The sequence below is a fragment of the Metabacillus niabensis genome (assembly GCF_902829255.1).
Lineage (GTDB): Bacteria > Bacillota > Bacilli > Bacillales > Bacillaceae > Metabacillus > Metabacillus niabensis.
Genome location: NZ_CADEPK010000221.1, coordinates 1 through 15,912 on the forward strand (window position 1 = coordinate 1; position 15,912 = coordinate 15,912).

Below are 15,912 nucleotides of genomic sequence, written 5' to 3' on the forward strand. Positions count from 1 at the left end.
AATTAATTTCGAGGTAAATGGTTTAGAAATAGTGAACATTTTTTTGGTGGTATATCTCGAATTCGAGATTAAATTATAAAAAACAAATTGGAGGAATTTAAAATGGCAAAATGGACAGTAGATCAATCACATTCAGCGGTAGGATTTGAAGTAAAGCATATGATGGTATCAAAAGTAAAAGGTCAATTTGATTCTTATACAGCAGAAGTTGAAGCAGCGGATTTAACAGATTTAACAACCGCATCAATTGCATTTAAGTTTGATGTTTCAAGCATTAATACACGTAGTGAGGATCGTGATAATCATTTAAAATCAGCGGACTTCTTTGAAGTAGAAAACTATCCAGCAATTGATTTTAAATCAACAAGCATTACTAAGGATGGAGATGACTTTAAAGTAACTGGAGATTTAACAATTAAAGGTGTAACAAAATCAGTTACGTTTGACGTTGAATTTGGTGGAAAAGGAACAAATCCATGGGGAGTAGAGGTTTACGGATTTGAGGCAGAGGCAAAAATTAACCGTGAAGAATTCGGTCTTACATGGAACGCAGCTCTTGAAACTGGTGGCGTACTAGTAGGAAAGGATATCAAAATTAAGGTTGAATTAGAAGTAAATCCAGCAGCATAATGTAGCTTCAAACGCTTTAGGACCTATGTTGAATTTTATTTAAAAGGGTACTATTCAGCATAGGTTTTTAAGGAGTGATACAAATGGAACTAGCAAATGAAGCTTTAAAGGCAGTGACCGTCATCCTTCGTGCCTCTCAGGTCATTGAGGATGCTATCCGAAAGGACGTAGCAAATTATGGATTGAATCCGACAGAATTCTCTGTTTTAGAATTGTTGTACCATAAAGGTGAGCAGCCGATTCAAATGATTGGGAAGAAGGTTCTTATTTCAAGCAGCAGTATCACCTATGTAGTAGATAAGCTTGAGCAGAAAAAATACGTAAGACGCAAAGGTTGTCCAGAGGATCGTCGTGTCACATATGCAGTGTTAACGAATGAGGGGAAAGCTTTAATGGAGAGGATTTTCCCACAGCATGAATTGAAGATTCGTGAAATTTTTCAAGATTTGCATACAGATGAAATTAAGGATACAATCTCCTTAATAAAACGAATTGGACTAAGAGCAAAAAGATTATAATTCTTTTTGCTTATATGTCTCGAAATCGAGATATTGGAAATTGGAGGTATAAAAAATGAACCAATTAAAAGGACTACATCACGTAACAGCGATAACAAGCAGTGCAGAAAAGATTTATGAATTTTTCACATATGTATTAGGTTTACGACTTGTTAAAAAAACAGTAAACCAGGATGATATTCAAACATACCACTTATTCTTTACTGATGATGTTGGAAGCCCAGGTACAGATATGACATTTTTTGATTTTCCAGGAATTCCAAAGGGTGTCCACGGAACAAATGAAATTTCAAAAACATCTTTCCGAGTGCCGGATGATCGTGCATTAGAGTATTGGGTGAAACGGTTTGATAAATATGATGTAAAACATACGGGAATAAAGGTGCAATTTGGTAAAAAGACTCTATCCTTCGTGGATTTTGATGAACAGCAATATCAGCTTATTTCAGATGAAAATAATAAAGGTGTTGCAGCTGGTACACCTTGGCAAAAAGGACCGGTTCCTTTAGAATTTGCGATTACAGGATTAGGACCAATATTTGTTCGTACTTCATATTTTGATTATTTTAAAGAGTTACTTGTGAAGGTTTTCAATATGACTGAGGTTGCCGAGGAAGGTTCATTCACCCTCTTTGAGATGGGGGAAGGCGGAAATGGGGCTCAAGTTATCGTTGAATACAACACGGTGCTTCCACAAGCCCGACAAGGATATGGTACAGTCCATCATACAGCATTCCGCGTTGATGAACGAGCAGACTTGGATGCTTGGCAACAGCATTTACAGAGCTTTCAATTGCCTAACTCTGGGTTTGTAGATCGTTACTTTTTCGGTTCTCTATATACAAATGTTGCCCCATCGATTCTATTTGAACTAGCAACAGACGGCCCTGGATTTACGGGTGATGAACCATATGAAACACTGGGGGAAAAACTATCTCTCCCACCATTCTTTGAAGCAAAACGTGATCAAATTGAAAAGCTAGTTCGCCCAATTGATACAGTACGAAGCACATTGAAGATTGAGAAGGAGTATTTGTAAGAAAGAAAGCCTGTTCTTTAATAGCAGAAAAAGCTATGTTTCCCGAGCAGCCCCACAAAGGTGATGAGTTTTATCTCTCATTTACTTTGTGGGGCTTTTATGTTCTTTAATTGGAAATGATGATATAAGGTGCAAACGTAATGATATAAGCTAAAAATAAAATGCCTGAAGCCTTTGTGTATTTCGTTTTAGTAAGATTATTTATTCCGTTATTGAGGACTCCTAAAAGAAAAATACAGAAGCTTAAACCTAGTGCTGCCATTGACACGATAAATAGAATTTGTTCCATCAATGATTTCCTTTCTGGTGATTGTTGTCTTTAGTTTAGCAAGACACATTATTTTGCAACATCGAATCAGCGAACAAATAGCCTTTTTGCGTGACATTATTGTCACTTTGCGAAATTGGGACTGAGAAACGATCAAATTTTTGGACGTAAAATGACGACAAATTTGGTAAAAAAGGGTTAAAATAGTTCTTTAGTATTGATTTTTTATATTTTTTCATAAAATATGAATCTATCATGCTACTAATCTTTATAAGCTTTATGTAAGTAAGGGGTTTTTGTTATGGAACGAATCGAGAAGCGATCAATCGCCGTTTGGAGTATTAGTTCGATCCAAACTTCAATTATTCAGCTATTCATTGTAGGTGTGATTTATTACTTTTTTAACAGTTATTCATTTGTTAAAACATCAGGACATATACTTTTTGTCTTTATTTTTATGAAATTACTATATGAATTAGCAATGGATCCAATTATATATAGAAATACGAAATATCAACTTAATGAAGATACTCTAATCATTAGGATCGGTGGATTAACGGTCGAGGAAACGACGATACCACTGATTAGAATTCAACACGTTGATATAGAGCAATCGTTTCATTCTCGCCTATTCGACCTTTATAGTCTAAACATTTATACAGCAGGTGATACTCACAGCATTTCGTATATAAAAAAAGAGGTTGCTGATATGTTAAAGGATAAATTAATCTCTGTCATTGCCGATAAAGGAATGAAACTAGATGAATAAACAGAGAGATCATATAATAGAAATCCTCTATTATAACTACAGAATAATTAAAGACCAAATAATAGCATTGCTTACCTTTATCATTGCGATAGTTGGCACTTCAGATCAATACGATGACTGGATTAAAATTGGCTTTATTATCGCATGCTGCATCGCTGTACTTTACTCATTTCTCCTTTGGTATTACAAAGTATATGAATTTAAAGATGGAGTGATTGAATATTCACACGGTGTCATAAACAGAACAAGGAATGATATCCCGATCCAGCGAATTAAATCAATTAATACGTCAGATACCGTTATTAAAAGGTTGCTAAAGATATCAAATTTACATATAGAGCTTATTGGAGGGGGAGAGGTCTCCTTTGTATTAAGTAATAAGCAGATAAAGCGGTTAAGAGAGACGATATTTTCACAAATTCGCACGGAGGAGGGAATGGCGAAACAGCAGGTATTTAAACCTCTAGAGTATTTGTTAATTGGAACGACGAATGTTTCATTCATAATAGCTTCAACCTCTATTACCTTCTCATTAGCTTCGTATATATTCCATCATTATCCTTGGATTTTTGGCTTTGAAGCGACTATAGAGGAGGATAATGGAATTATCGGGATAGTTACAGATGTGAAAAGCTTTTTTGAGCTACCATTAGAGTCTATTTTTCAGACGATGGTTTATGCATTGATAGCTTTCATCATCTTTTTAGTCATTGCCATCATTCTCTCAAGTATTATTGCATATTTAACGTATTCAAGCTTCCACATTGATACAAATCGTAAGGAGATAGAGATCAGTTACGGTAAGCTCACGAAAAAGCATTTTATTATCCCGCTTAAACAAATAAGATCTGTCCAAATAGTAGAACCATCTGTGTTGAAAATATTTGGTTATGCTCAGATTAAAATTGACAATGTCGGTTTAAATCATACTGCAAGCAAGTCACTGTTTATCACACCGATAATCAAAAGGAGTAAAGTAAATCGTGCTTTAAGCCATTATTTAAAGATGTTTGAAAATAGAGATATTGAAATGAGGCCAAGTGGATCAGCCTTGTCAATCTATTTATTTTTATTCTCGTACAAGTTTGTTTTAGGTGTGATCATTCTTTCGATCATTGTCCCTATTACAATATATGGACTAGCTTTATTACCGATCCCGTTGTTTAACGGATATCGCAAATGGAAACACACAGGTTTAAGCTTTGACAATCATTTTCTAACCTATTCTAGAGCAACTATGCTCAAAAAGTATAAAATCATCATACGTAAAAAATTCGTTGAGACGACAGGTGTCGGTTATAATATTGTTACAGCAAAAAATAAAAAAGCAAATTATTATTTTGCATTGTTTTCCGAGGATATAAATGAAATCTATGAATGTATGTTATTGGAGGATAACAGAAAAAAAGATTTTCTTAATTATCTTTGTTAATTATACTTTGTAGGTTGTTTTAACATGTTTATCATAGAATTATTTGTTTCAATATGTGCGATACTTCTATAGCGAAGTATCGCTTTTGCTACTACAACTAAAGAGGGAGTTAGATATAAGGGGAGATTTTTGCTTCCTGAAGATAAATTTTGATAATCCTTAAAGTGAAAAAATCTAAAAGTCAGATTCTTCAATTGGTTTACTTAAGATTCTTTTCAAAGATTTTATTACCCACCAAACAATTACTGTTATTAAAGAACTTTCACATAAACTTATACAAAGTACAAATAAAAGCCTACCTAAATCTTCAAGTTCATTGAATCCGTAAAGCTGTAGTTCCCAATTATTAAAGATATTATGATATCCGATAATGATAAAGATTATTGTAAAAGGACACCACCAATAGAAATTGTTTATAAATCTAGGTAAATGTAATTCCAAATTGTTTCCTCCTTTCATGTATATTTCACCATATAAATCCAGTGATTTTATCGTTACAAAAAATGAAGATAAAGACTGAAATGATACATATGCCCCTTTTAATAAAAATAGTGAAAATGGAACTTATTTGAAATGTTAACTCCAAATCTGCAGTTGATATGTTACACTTTTCTTGTATTGCTATATGGATTGTGGGAAAGGGGAATAAAGGATGAACAAAAAAGTTTATATTGATCTAAGTCATACAATTGAAGATGGTTTGATTACGTATAAAGGACTTCCTGCTCCTATTATTTGCGATTATCTTAGCCGAGAGGAATCAAGGAAACTTTACGAGCCTGGTACAGAATTTCAAATTGGTAAAATTGAAATGGTTTCAAATACAGGAACGTATGTAGATGTTCCATTCCACAGATATGCAGATGGCAAAGATTTATCGAAAATAGCTATTCAGAAAATGGCTGGACTAGAAGGTGTGCTCGTCTCTGTTGAACAGCATATAGAGGAAATAGATGAAGAACTATTTTATGGGCTTGATCTGGAAGAAAAAGCTGTTTTAATACATACTGGCGGGGACCGCCACTGGAATACGGATCAATATTTTGAACATCACCCGTACTTAACAGAAAATGCAGCGAAATATTTATCCAGCCAAAAAGCAGCACTTGTAGGAATTGACTCATATAATATAGACGATACTTCTGGTAAAGCTCGTCCTGTCCATACAACTTTATTAGGTGAAGAAATCCTCATCGTTGAGCACCTATGCAATTTACAAGATCTGGTCAATAAGCAATTCCTTTTCTACGCTGTTTCTCCAAAATTTAAAGGTGTTGGAACTTTTCCTGTACGTGCTTTTGCTGAAATTGTATAAGGGGATATCATATTTTTAGTAAGGTTAAAGGCAGCGAAATCCCTTCTTACCAAATTTATCTTGGAGGAGAAAAAGTATGAAGCAATTACCATTTGAACCACCAACAGACCATTATGATAAGCATATCGAAGAAATAGATGAACAAATATGTTATTTAATGAATCAACGGAAGGAACTTTCTAAAAATAATCCTGGTTTTCCAACGAAACAGCTTATTGCCAGTTGGTCTAGAAAATATAATTTTTATGAGGATTATCTAAACAGTGTTTTTGCAAATTTCTTAAGCGAAGAGCTGTTTAAACCAGTTGTAGAGCCAAAAGGATTTCTTAAAAACATCCCTATCTTAAAGTCCTTTGAAAAGGATGATCGGTTTTTTTCAGTTACTTTTGTCCGCCAATATGAAAATGCGAGTGTTGTTCATTTTACGATTGATGGAGAGGATGGTGATGATCCTTTTCCTAGAAACTTTCGTGAGGACCATACCTATTTTGAGCTTTCTATAGAAGGTGAAGGAACTGATTATGATTGCAGAAATGAAGGTGGAGGAGGCTCAGGTGGACATGAAGCATATACATTCATTGTAACACCAGCTTTACCAGACGATATTTCTAAATATAAATTCGTTTTTAAAGAATATAAAATACCGTTCCAAAGGCCGACGGGTTTTGAATTCACGATTTAAATCAAATATAGGTAGATAAATTCTAAGCTATATTGACTGTTTAGCAACCAGTCGTGGGAAAATGATCATTGAAATCGATGGCTATTATCACCAAGTACTGCTTACAGGAGAAAAATGTTCTAAAAAACAATTGAAGCAAAAATATTTGAAAGCAAAAGAATTAACCTATGAAATACTAGACCTTCCTAACGTTTTTTGTCGGCTTTATCATTTTGAACAAATCCAATATGATAGCGATATTCAAGTTGATTTTGTTATTGATACTGATACAGATCGCATTTATTTCCCTTCTTAAAAATGAGTATTCTTTATTTAACTAAATTCCCAGGCATTTTCTTCATCTGAAGTTTTCTATTCTGTCATCATGAGAACGAACATGGAAAAAGAGGTTGGGAGTAGAAGGGAAATTTTCATTAAAAATACTTCAAGTTTTTACCATCTTAATGAAACATATTGAAAGGCAAAACGTAAGTATATATATATACTATTTTGGAGGTACATATAGGATGCTGAAAAATATAATTGGAACGATCCTTATTCTCATTAGTTTTGCCGTATCAGGAATCAATTGGTTATACCTTGAGCCAAGAGGGATGGAAGTAATTCCATATTGGATTCTGTTTGTAAGTGCTTTAGGTGGAGGTTTCATTAAATACTACAAAACGAATCAGGAAAACACTAATGAAAATTCGAGTGGAAAGAATGGAAAGTTAAGGAAGTTTGGTAAAATGGTAGATTATCTTATCGATGCTCTCTCAGGTCATATTGATAGTGACGAAACAGAGCAAAGAATCGATAAACGACCTAAAAAATAGGCGAACTAATAAGTAACTTCCCCCCAGTTGCTAGCTAGATATAATTAACAATTGAGGAGAGTTAATGAAGGTTAAAACTAACTTTGAGCGTTAATTCAAAAAGGATTAGCGCTTTTTGAAGTTATCATACTAGCCTTTTAAGGAAAGGTTATACATTTAAGCGTGTAATATTAATACCTATTCATGTATAATAGAGGGAATATTCTGATAGTTATTCTTTTTACGAGGTGTGATAGTTTATGGTAAAACACGAATATGAATGGGTAAAACAAACAAGACAGATTTTATTAGACCAATGCAAAGAATTGAATGAAAATGATTTTACGAAAGAATTTGGCTTTGGTTTTCAAAGTATAAAAGACTCTTTAGTTCATGTTGCTGGTTGTTATCATGCATGGCTTGGTTCCTTTGTTCTTTCAGAAACGGCTTCACCGCTATTAACAAAGGAAGAAATTGATAAGATGCACGTGGAAGATATTGAACGTTATTTTCAACAAGCTGATAAATATGTAGCTACTGTTATAGAACGATTTAGCAATACATTTGATGATATGATTGAAAAAGAGCCCGAATGGAGAGCTGGAAGCGGCAAGATTAGAAAAACGCCACATCAATTACTTATCCATTCGATTACACATGAATATCATCATAAGGGGCAAATTGTTGCAATGCTACGCATGCTTGGTGTTACTCCTAAAAATACAGACATTTTGGGGCTACCTGAAAAGGAATTTGCAAAATATAAATAATAGATAGTTAGCTAACGGGTGGTGAGATACTTTGATATAGAAGTATCTCTTTTTATAATTGAATATTGGGAAGTTTGTGAAGGTTTCTTATCATTGCTTATATATTATTCTTTGTTCCTTTCATATTCATTGTAAATTTTCTATTTGATATTGTTAATTTAGAAAGAATACAAGGGTTACCTGTGTTTTCACCATTCATTTTCTGTACTTTAGGTTTATTTTTTGCATTAAAAGCGTACAAAATCAAAAAAACTCATTTAACTCTTAGTGCGATTATTGCAAATATAGTTCTATTTTTATTTCCGTTTCTTTATATGATTGGCGGGACAGTGATTTTTGGTGTTTAGTTTATGGATGAAATCTTCTCTAACTACCGAAGCCTTGAAGAAAACCTTGGGAAAACCGAAAATTAGTAAAAATGTCTATCTTCCACAAGGAAAGCAGGATAATCCGAACAATCTAAGATGAAATAAACTGCTTTTTTGTAAGGTGCGTTAATCCAAGAGGAAGGATTAGCGCTTTTTGTTGGGGTTAACATGGAGTAGTAAAATCTATACAAATAAGTTTTTTTATAAAGTTTAATAAAAATAATAGCATCAATTAATTCCTTTAGAACATGTTCAATTGTGGTATTATTTTTACAGTTAATACACAATTATATTATTCAGCTAGATGAAAGGAAGATTAGATGTTTTTCGATGTAGACCCATCTCTTTTAGTTATTTTAATAGTTTTTGGATTTTTAGCTTCATTTATTGATTCGGTTGTCGGGGGAGGTGGGTTGATTTCATTACCTGCTTTATTATTTACAGGTTTAAGCCCGGCATCTGCAGTTGCAACGAATAAATTAGTAGGGACAATGGGCTCTTTAACGAGTACATATATGTTTTATCGTTCTGGGAAATTGGATTTAAAATCGATATTTAAGCTTTTTCCACTTGTTTTTATAGGCTCAATACTAGGGGCTTGGGCTGTTCATTTGATGAATCCTGAGGTTCTTAAGCCGTTGATGCTAGTAATGCTCGCTGCTGTAGCAGTTTATACTGTCTTTAAGAAGGATTGGGGTAGTGTTTCAACCTACAAAAAATTAACCAATCGTGGCCTCATTATTTTTATCATAGTAATCTTTGCTATCGGTTTTTATGATGGGTTTCTTGGTCCAGGTACAGGCTCATTTTTAATTTTTGCATTTTTAATGATAGGATTTGATTTTATAAAAGCAGCAGGCAATGCGAAATTTTTAAACTTTGGCAGTAATATTGCTGCCCTATTGATGTTTATCTATTTAGGTGAAGTAAATTATTTGTATGGATTACCGATGGCAATTGCTGGAGTTGCTGGAGCGATTTTAGGTTCGAAATTTGCCATTAAAAGAGGCAGTGGTTATGTACGTGCATTGTTTATCGGTGTAACGGTTTTACTCTTAACGAAAAATTTATATGATCTGATCGCTGTACACTTCCATCGATAAGAGGAACAGAAATATACTGTTAGGTCACGATACATATTTTTTAAGAGAGACAAAGGAGGAACAATGGATACAACGATTAGAAAAGTAGACAAGGAAGAAGCTTGGGAGTTAAGGCATAAAGTAATGTGGCCACATAAAGACTTTGACTACATTAAGCTAGAGGACGATGCTACAGCTATTCATTTTGGTCTTTTCAAACAAGACACACTCATTTCTGTCATTTCTCTTTTTATCGATCATGAAGAAGGACAATTTCGGAAATTTGCTACTGTCCAACATGAGCAAGGAAAGGGTTATGGAAGTGCATTGTTAAACTATGTTTTAAGAGAAGCAAAGCATTATGGCATTAAGAGAATTTGGTGTAATGCGAGAGAGAATAAGGTGAATTTTTATAAAAAATTTGGTTTGCGAGAAACAAAGTCCAGCTTTATAAAAGAGGGTAAATCGTACGTAATAATGGAGAAAGATTTGTAGACTAATGGGCTGGACTACTATATTAGAAGTAAAGTGTGCGCTAATTCATCAAGAATCAGCGTTTCTTTGTTAATTTATACTACTAATTTGGGTCGTTTAGTTTATTCATATACCCTGGTTGGGTATGTTATAGTTGTGATAAAGTCCAAGCAATTTTATAGAGGTGAAAACTGAAATGAAAAAGCAGCTTATCGTAATTGGTCTTTCTACGATTATCGGTTTAAGTGGTTGTGGAAATGATGATGCAAGCCAAGAGAGTAACTCTAGTCAAACGAATCAAGAACAGACGAATCATTCAGATCATTCAGTGCATTCAGGGATGAATCACTCTAGCTCTGGTGAGGTTCCTGAGGGGGTAAAAGAAGCTGAGAATCCAACATTTCCGGTTGGCAGTACAGCCATTTTAGAAACAGATCATATGGAAGGGATGAAGGGTGCTGAAGCAGAAATTGTTGGTGCTTATGATACGACCGTCTATACTGTTTCTTATACGCCAACAACAGGTGGAGAAAAGGTAACAAATCATAAATGGGTTATTCATGAGGAAGTAAAAGAAGCAGGTGACACCCCTTTTCAACCAGGAGATGAAGTCACTCTTGAAGCAGATCATATGGAAGGGATGAAGGGGGCAAAGGCTACTATTGATACAGCACAACAAGCAACTGTTTATATGGTAGATTACACGCCAACAACAGGTGGAGAAAAAGTTACAAATCATAAATGGGTGACAGGGGACGAGCTTTCAGCAAAATAAAATTCTTAATGAATGATCGGTTAGCGTTGCTGCAATAAGTGGTGACGCATTTTTTATGTCAGTTTATGAATAAAAATAAAATAGCCTGGTGATGAATTTGGAAAATAGACTAGAGAGGTTAATAAGGGAAAATAAAATTAGGTTAGCGAAAAAACAGCTTATTGATGACTTAATGAAATACCATGAGATTGATATTTCCGAAAAAGAGTTTGTGGACTTTGATAGCTCAAAGAAAGAGCATAAAAAAGTTTATGAGCGAATTCGAACAGATAAGATTAAATCTTTTTCATTTCCCTATGACGAAGAAAAGATGAAAGCAAAGATTGATTTTATATTTGATTATTTTAGCAAATATGAAGAGAAAACAGTCATGTTTTATCCTTCTGCATTTGGTTTTTATTTTAAGAGTAGTAATCAACTATATCTCGAGTATCCAGTTGCAATTTCGATACCATTAGCAGAGTGCAAACAGATGGTAATGAAGTTAATGGTAGAAATGCACGATGATTTAATAGTCATATCAAGAGAATATAACTTTGGATTTGTGTTAAGTGAAAATGAATATTCATATGTAAGCATTGAGTATTGGGATCATTGATGACTTCTTAATAAATTAACAGGTAGCGGGAACGTAAAACTGGATAACAATGAAGAAATAATAAATAAGTTGTATCATGGCTTTACTGCAATAGTGGTAACACATTTTTTTGAATTTCCTTTCTAGAGATTATGGTACAATAATCCCAGAACTTGTAAATAGGGGGGGTAATATGAATACCGGTGATTTAATCTTTCAACTTTTAATGTTTATGATTATATTCTGCATTTTTTTTGCTGTGTTTTTTCTCGTTCGATCACTTGTCGCAAAGAAACCAGATAGGTCTAAAAATATCGAAGAGAAGCTTGATAGAATCATTGAGTTACTTGAAAAGGATAAGGGAGAATAAGCTCTTTTATCCTTTCTTTTTTACATAGGGTTTTTCTAGTAGGAGGGGTAATATGTATTTGCTTTTGTCAATATTATTAAGCACTGTTCTAGGATTTGTTTTATTGATGCTTGGACCACTGTATGGTGGGCTTATTGCTTTCGGAATAGTTTTGGGCTGTATTTTTAAAGGGTTGTATTTACTTAATGATATTCATAGTAGAATTTCAAAGATATTACCGAAAGGAGATAGAGTTCAGGAAGTGTATAAAAAATACTTGGAGGAAAAAGAGCAAAATTCCCTTTAGTGATTGTGAAACTTCAAAATGGCATCTTCGCCAGTTTATAGGTGCTGGTAGTTAGGCATGATTGAAAAAGTTAACATTAAAGTTAATGTTATTTGTAAGGAGACCGTTCAATGAAAAATCAGCGTAAAATAGAAGCTATCTTTTTAGACAGAGACGGAACAATTGGCGGGGATGACACTGTACATTATCCAGGATCATTTCAATTATATCCCCATTCTCGAGAACTAATCAATAAATTGAAGGAAGATGGAATAAAAGTATTCTCCCTTACAAATCAACCAGGAATTTCTGAAGAAAAGCAACTTCGCAAGATTTTATGGATGAACTCACTAAATTTGGTTTTGATGATATATTTCTTTGTCCACATCGTCATAGTGAAGGGTGTATATGCAGAAAACCTAATACTGGAATGCTTATGAACGGTGCAAAAAAATATCGATTAAATTTAGAAAATTGTGTAGTCATAGGTGATAGATGGAGTGATATGCTAGCTGCCTCTAAAACAAATTGTTTAAAAATACTTGTAAAAACAGGTGCAGGTCAATCTGCATTAAATGAACATTTTTACAAAATAAAAGATATAAAGATAGAATATATTGCTGAAAATATTAAGGATGCAATAGAGTGGCTATATTACCAATTCAAATTAAAAGATTATTAGTAATGTCTTATTCCTGAACCAAGGTAAGAGAAGTTATAAATAAGGATGGAAGAAAGTTTTTCGATTTGTATAGAGATAAGCTTGTGGAACAAACAGGATAACTAAAACTCCTGCCACATAAAGTAATTTGACAAATAGGGATGTTACTTTTTAAGTCTCTCAATTCTCCTTGACACGATACCAACCAATGTCCTAATATGAGAGATTAGAAAAATTGAGCATAATTATACTCGACTGTCAACTAATTGAAAAATTGATAAGGGGTGTTTTTTGATGACTAATAATACAATGAATCCTAAGGTAGATGAATTTTTAAGTAAGGCTAATAAGTGGAAGGAAGAGTTTGAGAAGTTGAGAAAGATCGTTCTTGACTGTGAACTGACGGAGGATTTTAAATGGATGCATCCTTGTTATACGTTTGAGAACAAAAATATCGTTTTAATCCATGGTTTTAAAGAATATTGTGCCCTTCTTTTTCATAAAGGTGCCTTATTAAAGGATGCCAATGGGATTTTAATTCAACAAACGGAGAATGTACAGTCGGCACGCCAGATTCGCTTTACTAATGTTCAAGAAATTATTGAAATGGAGCCTATTATTAAAGACTATATTAAGGAAGCCATTGAAGTTGAAAAGGCCGGCTTGGAAGTCGAATATAAAAGGAATACAGAAGTCACGATTACTGAAGAGCTTCAAGCTAAATTTAATGAAATCCCATCCTTGAAAACTGCTTTTGAAGCGCTAACCCCAGGACGGCAAAGAGCTTACATTCACCATTTTTCTCAACCTAAGCAATCCAAAACGCGAACATCAAGGATAGAAAAATGTGTAGACAGAATTTTAGCAGGAAAGGGATTAAATGATTGCATTTGTGGACTATCAAAAAAGATGCCAAACTGTGATGGTTCGCATAAGTACATTCAATAAGAAAAGAATGGATTACCTTTTCTTGCATAGGAAATATATTCAAGCTAAATCAATAATGATTACTAGAATTTAAGGAAGCTACGTTGGAACTGGAATGTGTATTACGAGCTAAGAAAAGAAAATATAGTACATAAAAGCGTACCCTTTGGTCTTTGCTGAGAGGTATGTTTTTTTTGTGACTGATCGATAGCGTTACCGCAATATATAAGAGGTAACGCATTTTTTGTTCAATAAAACATTATTCCAATTAGTGGTAATTTTATAAAAAACAGGATATTATACTATTGAAAGTGAGTTTAATTGAAGGAGTACATAAATGTTAAGGATAAAAATGAATAAGTGGTATTGTTTACTAGCGCCTTTGTTTTATTTTATTTATGCTTATACAACTCAGATTTATGAGGGAGCTGGGTTTTTAGATTATTTAAATGTAATCGTAAACTATGGAGTGATTTTAGTATTATCTATATGGTTGATGAGTAAATCAGTAGTGGAAACTAATTTGCACTTTGTTATTTTGTTTGTCTTTGTTCTTTATTTGTTCGTGTTACATTCCTATGTAACGTATGTTAATATCGCATACTATTTTACTCAAGAGTATGTAGGTAATCATTATGTAAGTATGCAACAAATTAATTTAAGCCCATTTAAAACAATACATAATTACCTGTTTGGTTCTTTAGTCGCCCCTGTGACCGTAATTCAAACTGTAGGAAATTTATTTTTGTTATCACCATTGGCATTTGCCTTACTATCGTTAAAAATTTTAACTAACAAAGTTAAAGTTGCTTTGACCATACTCTTAACAACATTGTTCATCGAGACATTTCAGTTCTTTATAAATTTTAGCACGTCTGGATATATGTATTCTGAAGGAGGAATCAGAGCAATTGATATAGATGATGTGCTATTAAATACAGCAGGTGGAGTACTTGGAATTCTCGTATTTAACATTTATAAAAAGCTAATTTCAACCCCTCTTGATAACAAAAAGACAGTTACTTCGGCTTGAAACGGTCTCTTTATAGGATGTAAATTTAAACTTTAACTTTTTAGTTTTTTACTTATGCTCAATTAGTGTGTGCAAGTTATTTCGTAATAAGTAAAGGGTGTTTTGAACGATGGACTTTGGCCTTCAAAAAAGAAGAATATACTTTTGGTTGTCCTTTACCCTATTAATCTTGGGTGTTTTTTCGTGGGTTCCCTATTTAGTTATTAACATCCAAGTACCATTTGGGATACTAACGACGATTATTAATTTAATTGGCATGTATTTAGGGTATTTATCAAATAATAGATTACTAGCTTTAAGTAATTTAATAATGGTTTTTAGTATTATTCCTGTAATAGGCTATATTTACTTAACAAAAGGTTATCTACCAATGTAATGTTATTCATCAAGTCAGTGTAGGTTAGCGAAGAGGAGACTTTAAAGCTTTCATTTTATAGAATGAAAGTCTTTTAGAATTGATTACGGTTCTTAATTGTATTGGAAGGTGTATATAAAATTGGATAAAACAAATTCTTACACATATTTTGGAATAGAGAGTAACGGATAGATAGGAAGAAGAGGTTTAGTTGGGAATAAAAGAGGTATTTTAAATCCTGACGATATATCAAAAGCACTTGGAATACAGCCTTTTAGCTGTTGGAAAAAAGGTGATAAAAGAAAGGATGGATCAGAGTATCTATTTTCTTCTTGGAATGCAGAAAAATCAGTTATAGATAGGTTAGATGTTGAAGCGCAATGCTTGGACACAATAAAAAAATTGAAAAATAAAATATCAGTATTAAAATCTATAAAAGAGCAATATGATGTGAATTTTGGAATTATGGTAGTTCCCAGTATTTATGGAGAAGAACAACCTCAAATATATCTTAATGAGGAAATTATAGAGTTTTGCTATTTGACAGGTACAACGATAAATTTTGATATGTATATTTATCCTGAGGAATAAATATGATAATTCCGTTTAAATAAGAAGGGTTAGTAAGCAGAGAAGTTGTGTTGGGACGTTACCGCAATAATGGTAACGTTTTTATTGTGAAAAAGAAAACCCTAGGCTAGGCCTAGGGTTCCAAAAAGCTTTCAGCGTGGTATTAAAAAAACTCTTCCGTGGTGCTAAAATATTTTTGGTTCCCCAACCAAAATATGAGCATACGGAGGAGTTTTAT

21 protein-coding genes and 1 pseudogene are annotated in these 15,912 nt (G+C 33.4%); 21 read left to right on the forward strand and 1 reads right to left on the reverse strand.

Annotated features, from left to right (window positions below; genetic code table 11):
• The first annotated feature begins 102 nt into the window (after positions 1-102).
• From HU235_RS14280 to HU235_RS14290, 3 genes are all read left to right on the forward strand, one after another.
• Entirely contained in the window at positions 103-630 is a 528-nt protein-coding gene (locus HU235_RS14280) for a YceI family protein (RefSeq protein ID WP_174880616.1), read from the forward strand.
• Between the two features lie 83 nt (positions 631-713).
• Positions 714-1,148: a MarR family winged helix-turn-helix transcriptional regulator gene (locus HU235_RS14285; protein ID WP_174880617.1), complete on the forward strand. Its 435-nt coding sequence runs from the start codon at positions 714-716 to the stop codon at positions 1,146-1,148.
• Positions 1,149-1,203: 55 nt separating this feature from the next.
• Complete coding sequence (locus HU235_RS14290) at positions 1,204-2,187, forward strand: ring-cleaving dioxygenase (protein ID WP_174880618.1); 984 nt, start codon at positions 1,204-1,206, stop codon at positions 2,185-2,187.
• A gap of 106 nt (positions 2,188-2,293) precedes the next feature.
• Here the strand turns inward: HU235_RS14290 and HU235_RS14295 are convergent, their stop codons facing one another.
• Positions 2,294-2,476: a Mas-related G-protein coupled receptor member D gene (locus HU235_RS14295; RefSeq protein ID WP_095303429.1), complete on the reverse strand. Its 183-nt coding sequence runs from the start codon at positions 2,474-2,476 to the stop codon at positions 2,294-2,296.
• Positions 2,477-2,756: 280 nt separating this feature from the next.
• Between HU235_RS14295 and HU235_RS14300 the strand changes: the two genes are divergently transcribed.
• The 18 genes and pseudogenes from HU235_RS14300 (at position 2,757) to HU235_RS14385 (ending at position 15,695) form a co-directional block, all read left to right on the forward strand.
• Entirely contained in the window at positions 2,757-3,224 is a 468-nt protein-coding gene (locus HU235_RS14300; protein ID WP_174880619.1) for a PH domain-containing protein, read from the forward strand.
• Entirely contained in the window at positions 3,217-4,656 is a 1,440-nt protein-coding gene (locus HU235_RS14305) for a PH domain-containing protein (RefSeq protein ID WP_174880620.1), read from the forward strand. Before HU235_RS14300 ends, HU235_RS14305 begins: the two co-directional genes overlap by 8 nt.
• A 652-nt stretch (positions 4,657-5,308) precedes the next feature.
• A complete protein-coding gene (locus HU235_RS14310; RefSeq protein ID WP_174880621.1) occupies positions 5,309-5,971 on the forward strand; it encodes a cyclase family protein in 663 nt (220 codons plus the stop codon).
• Positions 5,972-6,047: 76 nt separating this feature from the next.
• Positions 6,048-6,653: a hypothetical protein gene (locus HU235_RS14315; protein WP_174880622.1), complete on the forward strand. Its 606-nt coding sequence runs from the start codon at positions 6,048-6,050 to the stop codon at positions 6,651-6,653.
• Positions 6,654-6,714: 61 nt separating this feature from the next.
• Positions 6,715-6,948, forward strand: coding sequence for a hypothetical protein (locus HU235_RS14320; RefSeq protein WP_174880623.1), 234 nt, complete (start codon positions 6,715-6,717; stop codon positions 6,946-6,948).
• A gap of 211 nt (positions 6,949-7,159) precedes the next feature.
• A complete protein-coding gene (locus HU235_RS14325) occupies positions 7,160-7,468 on the forward strand; it encodes a hypothetical protein (RefSeq protein WP_174880624.1) in 309 nt (102 codons plus the stop codon).
• Positions 7,469-7,707: 239 nt separating this feature from the next.
• Positions 7,708-8,217, forward strand: a complete 510-nt coding sequence (locus HU235_RS14330; RefSeq protein ID WP_174880625.1) for a DinB family protein — start codon at positions 7,708-7,710, stop codon at positions 8,215-8,217.
• A 688-nt stretch (positions 8,218-8,905) separates the two neighbouring features.
• The gene (locus tag HU235_RS14335) at positions 8,906-9,688 is read left to right on the forward strand and encodes a TSUP family transporter (RefSeq protein WP_174880626.1); all 783 of its coding nucleotides are present in this window, start codon (positions 8,906-8,908) and stop codon (positions 9,686-9,688) included.
• 63 nt (positions 9,689-9,751) lie between these two features.
• A complete protein-coding gene (locus tag HU235_RS14340; RefSeq protein WP_174880627.1) occupies positions 9,752-10,162 on the forward strand; it encodes a GNAT family N-acetyltransferase in 411 nt (136 codons plus the stop codon).
• 175 nt (positions 10,163-10,337) lie between these two features.
• Positions 10,338-10,916 carry a YdhK family protein gene (locus tag HU235_RS14345; RefSeq protein WP_174880628.1) on the forward strand — a complete coding sequence of 193 codons (579 nt, stop codon included), beginning with the start codon at positions 10,338-10,340 and terminating at the stop codon, positions 10,914-10,916.
• A 97-nt stretch (positions 10,917-11,013) separates the two neighbouring features.
• On the forward strand, positions 11,014-11,514 hold the full coding sequence (locus HU235_RS14350; RefSeq protein WP_174880629.1) for a hypothetical protein: 501 nt from the start codon (positions 11,014-11,016) through the stop codon (positions 11,512-11,514).
• A 172-nt stretch (positions 11,515-11,686) separates the two neighbouring features.
• Positions 11,687-11,863 carry a DUF4083 domain-containing protein gene (locus HU235_RS14355; protein ID WP_174880630.1) on the forward strand — a complete coding sequence of 59 codons (177 nt, stop codon included), beginning with the start codon at positions 11,687-11,689 and terminating at the stop codon, positions 11,861-11,863.
• 52 nt (positions 11,864-11,915) lie between these two features.
• The gene (locus HU235_RS14360; protein ID WP_174880631.1) at positions 11,916-12,149 is read left to right on the forward strand and encodes a hypothetical protein; all 234 of its coding nucleotides are present in this window, start codon (positions 11,916-11,918) and stop codon (positions 12,147-12,149) included.
• A gap of 110 nt (positions 12,150-12,259) precedes the next feature.
• A pseudogene (locus HU235_RS14365) lies at positions 12,260-12,810 on the forward strand (HAD-IIIA family hydrolase).
• Positions 12,811-13,083: 273 nt separating this feature from the next.
• Complete coding sequence (locus tag HU235_RS14370; RefSeq protein ID WP_174880632.1) at positions 13,084-13,737, forward strand: DUF1801 domain-containing protein; 654 nt, start codon at positions 13,084-13,086, stop codon at positions 13,735-13,737.
• A 316-nt stretch (positions 13,738-14,053) separates the two neighbouring features.
• Positions 14,054-14,749, forward strand: a complete 696-nt coding sequence (locus HU235_RS14375) for a VanZ family protein (protein WP_174880633.1) — start codon at positions 14,054-14,056, stop codon at positions 14,747-14,749.
• 109 nt (positions 14,750-14,858) lie between these two features.
• On the forward strand, positions 14,859-15,125 hold the full coding sequence (locus tag HU235_RS14380; protein ID WP_095302858.1) for a hypothetical protein: 267 nt from the start codon (positions 14,859-14,861) through the stop codon (positions 15,123-15,125).
• Between the two features lie 207 nt (positions 15,126-15,332).
• Entirely contained in the window at positions 15,333-15,695 is a 363-nt protein-coding gene (locus tag HU235_RS14385; protein WP_267905719.1) for a DUF4279 domain-containing protein, read from the forward strand.
• Positions 15,696-15,912: the final 217 nt, after the last annotated feature.

Coding starts and splice junctions, on each gene's coding strand:
- HU235_RS14280 (WP_174880616.1), top strand. CDS start 103: ATGGCAAAATGGACAGTAGATCAATCACATTCAGCGGTAGGATTTGAA.
- HU235_RS14285 (WP_174880617.1), top strand. CDS start 714: ATGGAACTAGCAAATGAAGCTTTAAAGGCAGTGACCGTCATCCTTCGT.
- HU235_RS14290 (WP_174880618.1), top strand. CDS start 1,204: ATGAACCAATTAAAAGGACTACATCACGTAACAGCGATAACAAGCAGT.
- HU235_RS14295 (WP_095303429.1), bottom strand. CDS start 2,476: ATGGAACAAATTCTATTTATCGTGTCAATGGCAGCACTAGGTTTAAGC.
- HU235_RS14300 (WP_174880619.1), top strand. CDS start 2,757: ATGGAACGAATCGAGAAGCGATCAATCGCCGTTTGGAGTATTAGTTCG.
- HU235_RS14305 (WP_174880620.1), top strand. CDS start 3,217: ATGAATAAACAGAGAGATCATATAATAGAAATCCTCTATTATAACTAC.
- HU235_RS14310 (WP_174880621.1), top strand. CDS start 5,309: ATGAACAAAAAAGTTTATATTGATCTAAGTCATACAATTGAAGATGGT.
- HU235_RS14315 (WP_174880622.1), top strand. CDS start 6,048: ATGAAGCAATTACCATTTGAACCACCAACAGACCATTATGATAAGCAT.
- HU235_RS14320 (WP_174880623.1), top strand. CDS start 6,715: ATGATCATTGAAATCGATGGCTATTATCACCAAGTACTGCTTACAGGA.
- HU235_RS14325 (WP_174880624.1), top strand. CDS start 7,160: ATGCTGAAAAATATAATTGGAACGATCCTTATTCTCATTAGTTTTGCC.
- HU235_RS14330 (WP_174880625.1), top strand. CDS start 7,708: ATGGTAAAACACGAATATGAATGGGTAAAACAAACAAGACAGATTTTA.
- HU235_RS14335 (WP_174880626.1), top strand. CDS start 8,906: ATGTTTTTCGATGTAGACCCATCTCTTTTAGTTATTTTAATAGTTTTT.
- HU235_RS14340 (WP_174880627.1), top strand. CDS start 9,752: ATGGATACAACGATTAGAAAAGTAGACAAGGAAGAAGCTTGGGAGTTA.
- HU235_RS14345 (WP_174880628.1), top strand. CDS start 10,338: ATGAAAAAGCAGCTTATCGTAATTGGTCTTTCTACGATTATCGGTTTA.
- HU235_RS14355 (WP_174880630.1), top strand. CDS start 11,687: ATGAATACCGGTGATTTAATCTTTCAACTTTTAATGTTTATGATTATA.
- HU235_RS14360 (WP_174880631.1), top strand. CDS start 11,916: ATGTATTTGCTTTTGTCAATATTATTAAGCACTGTTCTAGGATTTGTT.
- HU235_RS14370 (WP_174880632.1), top strand. CDS start 13,084: ATGACTAATAATACAATGAATCCTAAGGTAGATGAATTTTTAAGTAAG.
- HU235_RS14375 (WP_174880633.1), top strand. CDS start 14,054: ATGTTAAGGATAAAAATGAATAAGTGGTATTGTTTACTAGCGCCTTTG.
- HU235_RS14380 (WP_095302858.1), top strand. CDS start 14,859: ATGGACTTTGGCCTTCAAAAAAGAAGAATATACTTTTGGTTGTCCTTT.